Source organism: Luteimonas sp. gir, from assembly GCF_037198055.1.
Classification (GTDB): Bacteria; Pseudomonadota; Gammaproteobacteria; order Xanthomonadales; family Xanthomonadaceae; genus Luteimonas; species Luteimonas citri_A.
In genome coordinates this window covers 273939-284963 of the sequence record NZ_JBBAXQ010000002.1, presented here as the reverse complement: position 1 = coordinate 284963, position 11025 = coordinate 273939, and the positions used below count along the sequence as shown (strand labels likewise).

9 protein-coding genes are annotated in these 11025 nt (G+C 69.9%); 3 read left to right on the top strand and 6 right to left on the bottom strand.

Annotated elements, in window-relative coordinates:
* Window positions 1-146: 146 nt before the first annotated feature.
* The 6 genes from WAF18_RS04890 to gmk all read right to left on the bottom strand — a co-directional run bounded on the left by WAF18_RS04890 (window position 147) and on the right by gmk (window position 6911).
* The gene (locus WAF18_RS04890; RefSeq protein WP_337244136.1) at window positions 147-806 is read right to left on the bottom strand and encodes a response regulator; all 660 of its coding nucleotides are present in this window, start codon (window positions 804-806) and stop codon (window positions 147-149) included.
* Between the two features lie 138 nt (window positions 807-944).
* Window positions 945-3038, bottom strand: a complete 2094-nt coding sequence (gene recG, locus WAF18_RS04885; RefSeq protein WP_337244135.1) for an ATP-dependent DNA helicase RecG — start codon at window positions 3036-3038, stop codon at window positions 945-947.
* Window positions 3039-3057: 19 nt separating this feature from the next.
* The gene (locus WAF18_RS04880; RefSeq protein WP_337244134.1) at window positions 3058-3441 is read right to left on the bottom strand and encodes a RidA family protein; all 384 of its coding nucleotides are present in this window, start codon (window positions 3439-3441) and stop codon (window positions 3058-3060) included.
* Window positions 3442-3512: 71 nt separating this feature from the next.
* Window positions 3513-5684, bottom strand: coding sequence for a bifunctional (p)ppGpp synthetase/guanosine-3',5'-bis(diphosphate) 3'-pyrophosphohydrolase (locus WAF18_RS04875; protein ID WP_337244133.1), 2172 nt, complete (start codon window positions 5682-5684; stop codon window positions 3513-3515).
* Window positions 5685-5852: 168 nt separating this feature from the next.
* Window positions 5853-6155, bottom strand: coding sequence for a DNA-directed RNA polymerase subunit omega (rpoZ, locus tag WAF18_RS04870; RefSeq protein ID WP_047135361.1), 303 nt, complete (start codon window positions 6153-6155; stop codon window positions 5853-5855).
* A 138-nt stretch (window positions 6156-6293) separates the two neighbouring features.
* The gene (gene gmk, locus WAF18_RS04865; RefSeq protein ID WP_183427625.1) at window positions 6294-6911 is read right to left on the bottom strand and encodes a guanylate kinase; all 618 of its coding nucleotides are present in this window, start codon (window positions 6909-6911) and stop codon (window positions 6294-6296) included.
* A 261-nt stretch (window positions 6912-7172) separates the two neighbouring features.
* On the opposite strand from gmk, the gene WAF18_RS04860 reads away from it, so the two are divergent.
* The 3 genes from WAF18_RS04860 to WAF18_RS04850 all read left to right on the top strand — a co-directional run bounded on the left by WAF18_RS04860 (window position 7173) and on the right by WAF18_RS04850 (window position 10904).
* Entirely contained in the window at window positions 7173-7730 is a 558-nt protein-coding gene (locus WAF18_RS04860; RefSeq protein ID WP_183427572.1) for an RNA polymerase sigma factor, read from the top strand.
* Window positions 7720-8712: a FecR family protein gene (locus tag WAF18_RS04855; RefSeq protein ID WP_337244132.1), complete on the top strand. Its 993-nt coding sequence runs from the start codon at window positions 7720-7722 to the stop codon at window positions 8710-8712. Before WAF18_RS04860 ends, WAF18_RS04855 begins: the two co-directional genes overlap by 11 nt.
* Window positions 8713-8813: 101 nt before the next feature.
* Window positions 8814-10904: a S9 family peptidase gene (locus tag WAF18_RS04850; RefSeq protein WP_337244131.1), complete on the top strand. Its 2091-nt coding sequence runs from the start codon at window positions 8814-8816 to the stop codon at window positions 10902-10904.
* Window positions 10905-11025: the final 121 nt, after the last annotated feature.

Below are 11025 nucleotides of genomic sequence, written 5' to 3'. Positions count from 1 at the left end.
GCTGCAGGCGCACGCGTCACCTGCACGTCGATTGATCGACGCGAGGGGATCGATCCATTCATTGAAACGGCCGCGCCTTCACTGAGCCGGTTGCGTGCAGCGGGCCCGCCCGACGACGCGCCCGCAACGGCCTGCGTCAGGCTCGCTCAGCGCGCCAACCCGCCGGACAACGCATAGGCATAGAGCTGGCTGTGGTTCTCGAGCCCGAGCTTGCGCATCGCGTCGCTCTTCTGCCTGCTGACGGTCTTGACGCTGCGCGAGAACGACGATGCGATCTCGCTGACGGTCTTGCCGCTGGCGAACAAGCGCACGACCTCCGCCTCCTGGCGCGACAGCGGTGCGCCGCGGCCGCATCCGGTCGCAGCATCGAGCAAGCGCTGAATGCTCCGGCTCAGGTAGCGCCGGCCGCTTGCCGCCCATCGGATCGCGACAGGGAGCTCATCGAGCGTACCGGACTTGTCCACGATCGCGTGCACGCCCAGTTCGAACATCGCGCGCAACAGCGGCGGATTGCGGACTTCAGTGAAGACCACGACGCCGATCGCAGGAAACCGCGTCCGCAGCTGGCCCAGCAACCGCAGGCCATCTCCAGCGCGGGGATCGGCACCCTGCATCGAAAAATCAGTGACCACAACATTGCAGTCGAACCGCGTCTGCAGCATCTGCAGCAGCGCCTGCCCACTGGCGGCCTCCCCGGTGAGATGCATGCCCGAATCGGGCGCATGCAGCACCGCGCGCATGCCAGCCAGCACGATCGGCCGCTCATCGGCCGCATAGACCCGGATCGTTTCCACTGAAAGCGCCATTCCCTAGCCCCCCCATCACAACGCATATCCCCGCGTATCAGGTACCGTACCTCGCAGCGAAGTGGTGACTGCATGAAGATCGCCAGTTCATGCAGATGAACGAGGCAACCGGGGCGGTTTGTCGATCAACATGCACTGTTAGGCCGCCGCGTAGCGCGCCGCGCCCCCGATCCAGCGTGCGACCAGCCGGTCCGCGCACTGAGGATCGGTCCGCAGCAAGGCCTCGCCGAGCCGATGGACGACCGGCAGCAGGTCGGCATCGCGCGCAAGATCAGCAAGCCGGAACTCGGCCAGGCCGGTCTGCCGCGTGCCCAGCAGTTCGCCCGGCCCGCGCAATGCCAAGTCCTTCTCGGCGATCACGAAGCCATCGCCGGTCGTGCGCATCGTGTCGAGCCGTTCGCGTGCGGTGCGCGAGAGTGGCGGCTGATACAGCAGTACGCAGCTCGACGCGGCGCTGCCGCGCCCCACGCGCCCGCGCAACTGATGCAGTTGCGCCAGCCCCAGGCGCTCGGCGTTCTCGATCACCATCAATGACGCATTGGGCACGTCCACGCCGACCTCGATCACGGTGGTGGCGACCAGCAGGTCACTGTGGCCGTCCTTGAATGCGCGCATCGCAGCCTGCTTCTCCGCGGCGCGCAGGCGTCCGTGCACGAAGCCGATCCGCAGGTCCGGCAACGCCGCGGACAGTTGCTCGAACGTCGTCTGCGCAGCCTGCGCCACGACCTCGTCGGACTCGTCGATCAGCGTGCAGACCCAGTACGCCTGCCGGCCCTGCGCGCACGCGGCGCGCACGCGCTCGATCAGCTCGGCGCGCCGGCCGGCGCCGAGCACCACGGTCTGCACCGGGGTGCGCCCAGGTGGGAGTTCGTCGATCGCCGAGACATCGAGATCGGCGTAGGCCGCCATCGCCAATGTGCGTGGAATCGGTGTGGCGGTCATCACCAGTTGATGCGGCACGCTGCCCGCCTGCGCGCCCTTGTCGCGCAGGGCCAGGCGCTGGTGCACGCCAAAGCGGTGCTGCTCGTCGACGATCGCCAGTGCCAGGTCGTGGAACTCGACCGCCTGCTGCATCAGTGCATGGGTGCCGACCACCAGTTGCGCGACGCCCGCGGCGATGTCGGCAGCCGCGGCCGCGCGCGCACGTCCGGTGACCTTGCCCGCAAGCCACGCGACACGGACGCCCAACGGCCCGAGCCAGGCCGACAGATTGCGGAAATGCTGTTCGGCCAGCAGTTCGGTCGGCGCCATCAGCGCCGCCTGACGGCCCGAGTCGATCGCCGCCAGCGCGGCCAGCGCAGCGACGACGGTCTTGCCGCTGCCCACATCGCCCTGGACCAGGCGCAGCATCGGACGCGGTTGCGCGAGATCGCGCACGATCTCGGCGTGGACGCGGCGCTGCGCGCCGGTCAGCGCGAACGGCAGCCCGGCCTCCATCGCGGCCGCGAGCGGTCCGGGCCGCAGCACTGGCGCGCGATGGGCCTGCAGCGCAATCCGCTGCCGCCGCAGACTCAAGTGATGGGCCAGCAGCTCCTCCAAGGCCAGCCGCCGCTGCGCCGGATGACGTCCGGACAACAACGCGCCCAGGTCCACATCCGGCGGCGGGCGATGCACCGTCAGCAGCGCCTCACGCAACCTCGGCAATGCGAGTCCGGCGAGCAGGTCGGCCGGCACCAGCTCCAACGCGTCGCCGTCGGGCAAGCGGTCGAGCGCATGCCCGATCATGCGGCGCAGCGTCGCCGGCCCGATGCCTTCGATAGCCGGATAGACCGGGTCGAGCGCGTCCTCGACCACCGGATCGGCGGCATCGCCGATCACCCGGTAGCTGGGATGGACGATTTCCAGGCCGTGCTGCCCCGGCCGCGGCGTGCCGTAGACGCACAGCGGCGTGCCGACTGCGAACTGCGCCAACTGGGCGGCACGGAAATGGAAGAACCGCAACACCAGGGTCGCCCCCGATCCGTCGCCGATCGCGACGCGTAGCATCGGACGCCGACGGAACGCACGATCCACCGCCTCGACCCGGCCCTGCACCTGCGCCGGTACACCGCCACGCAATGCACGGATCGGCACGACCCGGGTCCGGTCCTCGTACTGGCGCGGCAGGTGCAGCCACAGATCGCCGACCGTGGCCAGCCCGCGCGCGGTCAGCTTGTCGGCGACCTTCGGGCCGACGCCGGGCAGCGTCGACACCGAGGCGGCGCCGGCGGCGGCGAGCGCCGGCCTGCTCATCTGCGCAGCACGCCTGGGATCAGGCGAGCACCATCACCGCGTCGACCTCGAAGCGCGCGCCCTTCGGCAGCGCCGGCACTTCGATCGTCGAGCGCGCGGGATACGGCGCGTCGAAGTAATCGGCCATCACCGCATTGACCTGTGCGAACTCGCCCAGATCGGTGACGTACAGGCCCACGCGCACGATATCGGCCATGCTGCCGCCGGCCGCTTCGGCTACCGCCTTGAGGTTGTCGAAGGCGCGGCGCGCCTGCGCCGAGATGTCGCCTTCGACGATCTCGCCGGTCGCCGGATCGAGCGGGATCTGCCCGGAGAAGTACACGGTGTCGCCGGCGCGGACGGCCTGGGAATACGGGCCGATCGCGGCGGGCGCGTCCTGGGTGTTGATAGGCGTGCGGGGCATGGCGGAACTCCGGTGGAAGATCCCGCCATTGTAGGGTGATGCCCGCGCGCGGTCGCCCGGGCGGCGGCGGGCTACATCCGCTGCACGCCGTGGACGACCGGCAGCCGCCGGGTGCGACGGATGACGTCGGCCAAGTGCTTGCGGTGCTTGACCTCGATCGAAAACCGGATTGCGGCGACCGTGCTGTCGCGTTCGAGGTACTCGACGCCATCGATGTTGGAATGCGCGCGCGCGATCGCCGCGGCCACCTGCGCCAGCACGCCAGGATGGTTCTCGACCTCGATGCGCAGCGCGACGTTGTAGTCGCCGACGACCTCGCGGTCCCAGTCGATCGCGACCCAGCGCTCGGGCGACTTGCGGAACTCGGCCACATTGGGGCAATCCAGCCGATGCACGACGATGCCACGCCCGGTGGTGTGGTAGCCCATGATGTCGTCGCCCGGGATCGGCATGCAGCAGTTGGCGAATGCGATGACCCCGCGCTCGTCGCCGCGGATGCGGATCGTCTCGCCGGCCCGCGCCGCCGGTCGATCGCCCTCGGCGTCGGCATCGTGCTGCGCCAGGGCCGATGCAACCTGCGCGGGCATCCAGTTGCCCAGCGCGATGTCGGCCATCAACTCCTCGAGCCGCGGGTAGCGCGCCTCGGCCAGATAGGTGTCGAGCCGCTCCTGCGGCAGCCGATCGAGCGAGGTCCCCAGCCCTTCCAGCGCGCGGTCGAGCATGCGGTGGCCCAGTTGCACCGCGTCCTCGTGCTGCAATTGCTTGAGCTGGGCGCGGATCGCGGTCCGCGCCTTGCCGGTGGCGACGAACTCCAGCCACTGCGGCCGCGGCATTGAGGACTTGGCGGTGACGATCTCCACCCGCTGGCCGCTCGCGAGCTGCGTGCGCAGCGGCACCAGCTTGCCATCCACGCGCGCGGCGACCGCCTGGTTGCCGATGTCGGTGTGCACCGAGTAGGCGAAGTCGAGCGCGGTCGAATTGCGCGGCAGCGACATGATGTCGCCCTTGGGCGTGAACAGGTAGACCTCGTCGGGGAACAGGTCGACCTTGACGTTCTCCAGGAATTCCAGCGACGAGCCGGTCGTGCGCTGGGATTCCAGCAGGCCGGCAATCCACGAATGCGCGCGCGACTGGGCGCTGTTGGGCCCCTCGCCGCCGTGTTTGTAGGCCCAGTGCGCGGCGATGCCGCGCTCGGCGATCAGGTCCATCTCCTCGGTGCGGATCTGCACCTCGATCGGCGCGCCATACGGTCCGAACAGCACGGTGTGCAACGACTGGTAGCCGTTCGCCTTCGGGATCGCGATGAAGTCGCGGAAGCGCCCGTCCAGCGGCTTGAACACGGCGTGGGCGATGCCCAGCGCGTGGTAACAGTCGGCGGCGTTGCCGACGATGATCCGGTAGCCGAACACATCCATGACCTGGGTGAAGGTTTTCCCCTCGCCCTGCATCTTGTTGTAGATGCTCCAGGGCGACTTCACCCGTCCCACGAGACGGTACTGCAGCCCGGCGCTGGTCAGGCGCTGTGCCAGTTGCGCCTCGATGCTCGCCAGCGCCTCGCGCCGCACCAGCGGCTGATTGCGGATGCGCTTCTCGAGCACCATGTGGCGGATCGGATGCAGCGCATGGAACCCCAGATCCTGCAGCTCGGCCTTGATCCGGTTCATGCCCAGACGCTGGGCGATCGGCGCATAGACCTCCAGGGTTTCGCGCGCGATGCGCTCGCGCGACGGCCCCGGCTGCGCGCCGAGCGTGCGCATGTTGTGCAGACGGTCGGCAAGCTTGATCAGGATCACGCGCAGATCGCGCGCCATCGCCAGCATCATCTTGCGGAAGCTTTCGGCGTCGGCTTCCTGCCGGCTGCTGAAGTTGAGCTTGTCGAGCTTGGTCACGCCATCGACGAGTTCGGCCACCGGTTCGCCGAACTGTTCGGCCAGTTGCTCGCGCGTGAGCGGCGTGTCCTCGATGGTGTCGTGCAGGATCGCCGCGACCAGGGTCTCGACGTCGACCTTCTGCTCGGCCAACACCCGGGCGACCGCGACTGGATGGGTGATGTAGGGCTCGCCGGACTTGCGCATCTGCCCCGCGTGCGCCGCCGCGCCCACTTCCCACGCACGTCGCAACAGCGCACGCTGCTCATCAGGCAGATAAAGCGCGGCGCGGTCGAGGTCGCGGACGTAATCGGGCAGCGCGTCGTCGCCGGGAACGTCCGGCATGACGAGACTGGCGGGAGGGGCGGGCGTCATCCCCGAAGCCTACGGGCAAGGTCGGCGTTTGTGAACCGGGCTTCGCCGCGGGCAGGCCCCGCTACCGGAAACCGGTAATGGGACTGCCAAAACGCAACGGCCCCGCTCGAAAGCGGGGCCGTCGATCAACCTGTGTGCGACGCGGGGCGTCAGCGCGGCACGCTGCGATCAGAGATCGTCGCCCTTGGCCATGTCCTCGTCGGCAACGACTTCGGCCGCCGCCCACTCCAGCGCCTCACGCTCCTTGCGCTCGCGCTCGGACTTGTCGACCGCGTCGATGAACGGCTGGTCGATCCGGCGCGCAGCGATCTCGCGCAGCGCCAGGACGGTCGGCTTGTCGTCGTTTTCGCTGTTGTCGAGCTGAGCCTCGACGCCATTGGCAAGCTGACGCGCACGCTTGGCGGCCATCATGACCAGCTCGAAGCGGTTGTCGACGACTTCCAGGCAATCTTCTACGGTGATGCGGGCCATGCGGGCTCCCGGCGACCGGCACAGGTCGCGCGAATTCGGGGAAAAGGGCCGAGCATGATACGGCCGGACGACCCGCCGCGCAAGGCGCGCCTCAACGAATCAATCACTTGCGCCACGCGGCGCAGACCAACGGCCCGCTCAATGCCCCGACAGCAGCCTTGCGATCAGCTCGGCGTGGCGCTCGGCCTGGCGCTCGCGGCGCAGGCGGCTGGCGCGGAAGATCGCGCACATCTCGGCGACCGCACGATCGAAGTCCTCGTTGACCACCAGGTAGTCGAACTCGTCGTAGTGCGACATCTCTTCCTGCGCCGCCGCCAAGCGCTGGGCCATCACCGCCTCGCTGTCCTGCCCGCGCTTGCGCATGCGCTGGTCGAGCGCCTCGCGCGAGGGCGGCAGGATGAACACGCTGACCGCCTCGGGCACCAAGGCCCGGACCTGCCGCGCGCCCTGCCAGTCGATCTCCAGCAGCACGTCCTTGCCGGCGGCCAGTTGCGGCTCCACCGACTGGCGGGCAGTGCCCTTCCAGTCGCCGTGCACCAGGGCGTACTCGAAGAACTCGCCCGCCTCGATCATCTGCTGGAAGGTGTCCTTGCCGACGAAGTGGTAATGCTCGGCATGACGCTCGCCCGGCCTGGGCGCACGCGAGGTGAACGAGATCGACAGCGCAATGTCCGGATCGCGCGACAGGCAGGCGTTGACGATGCTCGACTTGCCGGCGCCCGACGGGGCCGCGACGATGAACAGCGTGCCGCGCATGGGCGCGGCGGCGATCTGGGGTGCGGGTTCGCGATGGGTCACGCCTGGCTCCGGCGCCCGGAAAGCCGCGCATCGTACCGCTTTACGCGCAGGCCCGTCGCCATGCGCCGGCCAGCGGGCATCCATCGCCCGCCGGCCCGCCATTCGACCCGGAGTCGAACGAGCGGGCAGGTTCCTCCAATCGATTTTGCCCGGCGCTTGGGATAGCGTCGGAGACGAACCGCGCGGGGAGCGCGGACCGGCGGCGCGATGGACACTGCATTGGAGACCTGGTTCCAGCGCGAGATCCTGCCTCACGAGGCCGCGCTCGTCCGCTTCCTGGCCCGCAAATGGGTGCACCCCAACGAAGTGCAGGACATCCGGCACGACATCTACATCCGCGTGCTGCTGGCTGCCGAGCGCCAGCGCCCACACTCGCCCAAGGCGTTTCTGTTCGACGTGGCGCGCAAGCTGCTGGTGGACCGCGTGCGCCGCGAACGCATCGTGGCCTTCGACCTGCTGGCCGACGTGGACAGCCTGAACGTGCTGATCGATGAGCTCTCGCCGGAGCGGCGCGCCGCCGGTCGCGAACAGATGCACCGCCTCTCGACGCTGTTCCGGCGTCTGCCGCCGCGCTGTCGCCAGGTGGTGTGGATGCGCCGGATCGAGGATCTTCCGCAAAAAGAGATCGCCCGCCGCCTAGGCATCGCCGAAGCGACCGTCGAGAAACACCTCATGCGCGGCATCGCCCTGCTGGCCGACGCGCTGTACGGCAAATCGGGCGAACATCGTGACACCGAGGACACGTGGACAAGGATGGCAACGCGTCATGGGCAATAGGGAACGCGACGAACAGGCTGCCGCGGCCTGGCTGCTGCGGCAAGAGAACGGCCCCTGGAGCGAGCACGACGCCGCCGAGCTCGAGGCCTGGCTTGCGCAGTCGGTCGGCCATCGGGCGGCTTACTACCGCTTCAAGGGCGCCTGGCAGGAGGTGGGCCGGCTGCAGGCGCTGCTGGGGCCAGCAGGCGCCGCGCCGGAACCGGTGCGCGCCGCGCCGCCGCCGGATATCCCGGTACGCGCGCGGCGCTGGCGCCTGCCCGGTCTGGCGGTCGCGGCCAGCCTGGTCTGCGCTGTCGGCCTGGCCGCGCTGGTGCAGTTGTCCTGGTCGCGCGACGACGTCTACGCCACCCGCATCGGCGCGCTGGAGGCGGTGGCGCTGCCGGACGGCTCGCGGCTGACGCTCAACACCGACAGCCGCCTGCGCGTCGACATGGCCGGCGACGACCGGCGCGTGCGCCTGCGCCAGGGCGAAGCCTTCTTCGAAGTCGCCAAGGATCCGGCCCGGCCGTTTGTTGTCGAAGCGGGCGACAAGCGGGTCATTGCCGTCGGCACCGCGTTCTCCGTGCGGCGCGATGGCGACGATGTGCAGGTGGTGGTCACCGAAGGCCGGGTGCGGATCGAGACCGCAGGTGGCCGCGACGAAGTGCTGCAGGCGCCGCTGCTGGAGGCAGGCATGGCGGCGCGCACGCAGGGCGACGCGGTGCTGGTGCGGGCGCGCTCGCCGGTGGAGCTTGCCCAGGATCTGAGCTGGCGCACCGGCCAGTTGGTCTTCCGTGACACGCCGATGGCCGAGGCGATCGCCGAGTTCAACCGCTACAACACCCGCAAGCTGGTCGTCGAGGATCCGGCGGTCGGCGCACTGCGCGTGGGCGGCATCTTCCGCGCCACCGAACTGGATGCGTTCGTCAGCCTGATCCAGCAGGGCTTCCCGGTCCAGGCCCAGGCCGAAGACGACCGCATCGTGCTGACCGCGCGCCAGTAACGCGCAACCTCGGCGCTGTGCTGCCCCTCTTACCGGAATGCCAGCGATCGTTCGACCTCTTAAGCTGGCGGCCCCATTCCGGGCCCGAGACCGAGACTCCCATGCCGAGATTCGAACCAGGCCGCAGCGCGCACGCGGCCATGCGGACATCCGACGCCGAAGGTTGCCGCACCACCCTGCCCGCCCGCGCGACGTTGCGCGCGCTGGCGCTGCGTGCATCGATCGGCGCCAGCATCGCGATGGCTTGTGTGCTGCCACTGCAGGCACGCGATGGCGTTCCGTCCCCGGCGCAGGTCGTCGACCTCAAGGAGGTTGGCGACCCGCAGATCAGTCCTGACGGGGCCACCATCGCCTACACGGTAGAGACGCCGCGCCCGGCGGGCGCAACGAACCTGCGGCGCATCTGGCGCGTGGCCAGCGACGGCCGCAGCGCGCCGGTGGAACTCGCCGCGCCGGAGACCGCCGCCGACCGGATGCCGCGCTGGTCGCCCGATGGCACGCGCCTGGGGTTTTTGTCCACGCGCGCCGCGCCAGGCGAGGACACCGCGACACCGCGGGCAGCGAGCCAGGTCTGGGTCACGACCGCGGACGGCGCGACACCGCGCCCGCTGACCACCTCGGCCGGCGACGTCACCGCGTTCTCGTGGTCGGCCGACGGCACGCGCGTGGCCTACCTGGCGATCGACCCGCCCTCGCCCGGGCGTGCTGCCCGGATCGCGCGCAAGGACGACGCGGTTGAGGTCGGACGCGATGCGCAGTTCACGCGGCTGTGGATCAGCGATGCGAACGGCCGCGATGCCCGGGCCCTGACCCCGCCGGACCTGCAGGTCCAGGACCTGGCCTGGTCGCCGGACGGCCGCAGCTTCGCGCTGCGGGTCTCCGACGAGGTCGGCCTCGGCGCGATGTGGTACCGCTCGCGGGTCGTGCTGGTATCGGCCGAGGACGGCGGCATGCTGGGCACGGTCACCACACGTGCCTCCGGTGGGCCGCTGGCGTGGTCGCCCGACGGCACCCGGCTGCTGTACGGACAGCTCGGCCCGCATGGGCACACCGCCACGCGCATGGTCTATGCCCCCGCCACCGACACCCACGTCGCGCTCGCAACGGCATGGCCCGGCACGCTGCGCACATTGCAGTGGCGCGACGACGGCACGCTGGTCGGGGTCGGGCTGCGCGGTGTACGGCCGCATCTGCTGGCGATCGACCCGAGCGACGGCGAGGTCGTGGAACTGGCCGAACTGCAAGGGCCTGTTCGCGGCCTGAGCCTGGCGCGCAACGGTCGGGTCGCGCTGGCCCATGGCCGAGCCGAGCAGCCACCCGAGGTCGGCACGTTGTCGGAAGCCGAGGTCCTGGGCGGCGGCCGCGTGACCTGGCTCACCGACACCAATCCGCAGGTGCGCGCCTGGCCGCTGGGCCAGGTCCGCGACCGCGTCTGGACAAGCTCGCGCGATGGCCGGCCGATCCATGGCGTGCTCGTACTGCCGCCCGACTGGCGCCCCGGCACGCGGCTGCCGACGCTGGTACAAGCGCACGGCGGGCCGGCCGATGCTTGGCTGTCGGGCTGGCTGGGGTCCTGGCATGACTGGGCGCAATCGCTGGCCATGCGTGGCTACGCAGTGCTGCTGCCCAATCCACGCGGCTCCTACGGGCAAGGCGACGACTTCACCTCGCTGGCGCGCGGTGACTGGGGCGAGGGCCCATTCCAGGACGTGCTCGACGGGCTGGACGCGCTCGAGGCCGAGGGCATCGCCGATCCGGAACGCGTGGCCATCGGCGGGTGGAGCTATGGCGGCTACCTGTCGGCCTGGGCGGTCGGTCACAGCGACCGCTTCCGCACTGCGATCGTCGGCGCGGCCGTCATCGATACCGCCGTGATGGCCCTGACCACCGATGTGCCCTACGAATACCTGCCCGGCTATTTCGGCAACGTGCTCGAGCAGCGCGAGCTCTACGACCGCAACTCGCCGATCCGCAGCGCGCACAACGTGGCGGTGCCGGTACTGGTGCTGCACGGCGAGGAGGACCGCCGCGTGCCGATCTCGCAGGGCGAGCAGTTCCATCGCGCGCTGCTGGTCAACGGCACGCCAGTGGAGATGGTGCGCTATCCGCGCGGCCCGCACTGGTTCGAGGCACGCGAGCAGGAACGCGACGTGCTCGAACGCGTAGTGGGCTGGCTCGAGCGCCATCTGTAACGCGACCACCGCGGCGATGCATCGCCGCGCAGATCGATAGCCGGAACTCGCATCCTCGTTCGACTCCATAGGCAGCGGCCCCTTTCGGGCCGGGCAAGGGGACGCACATGATCCAGGGGCG

Excerpts from the sequence above, each read along its gene's own strand:
- WAF18_RS04890 (WP_337244136.1), bottom strand. The coding sequence starts at position 806 with ATGGCGCTTTCAGTGGAAACGATCCGGGTCTATGCGGCCGATGAGCGG.
- recG (WP_337244135.1), bottom strand. The coding sequence starts at position 3,038 with ATGAGCAGGCCGGCGCTCGCCGCCGCCGGCGCCGCCTCGGTGTCGACG.
- WAF18_RS04880 (WP_337244134.1), bottom strand. The coding sequence starts at position 3,441 with ATGCCCCGCACGCCTATCAACACCCAGGACGCGCCCGCCGCGATCGGC.
- WAF18_RS04875 (WP_337244133.1), bottom strand. The coding sequence starts at position 5,684 with ATGACGCCCGCCCCTCCCGCCAGTCTCGTCATGCCGGACGTTCCCGGC.
- rpoZ (WP_047135361.1), bottom strand. The coding sequence starts at position 6,155 with ATGGCCCGCATCACCGTAGAAGATTGCCTGGAAGTCGTCGACAACCGC.
- gmk (WP_183427625.1), bottom strand. The coding sequence starts at position 6,911 with ATGCGCGGCACGCTGTTCATCGTCGCGGCCCCGTCGGGCGCCGGCAAG.
- WAF18_RS04855 (WP_337244132.1), top strand. The coding sequence starts at position 7,720 with ATGGGCAATAGGGAACGCGACGAACAGGCTGCCGCGGCCTGGCTGCTG.
- WAF18_RS04850 (WP_337244131.1), top strand. The coding sequence starts at position 8,814 with ATGCCGAGATTCGAACCAGGCCGCAGCGCGCACGCGGCCATGCGGACA.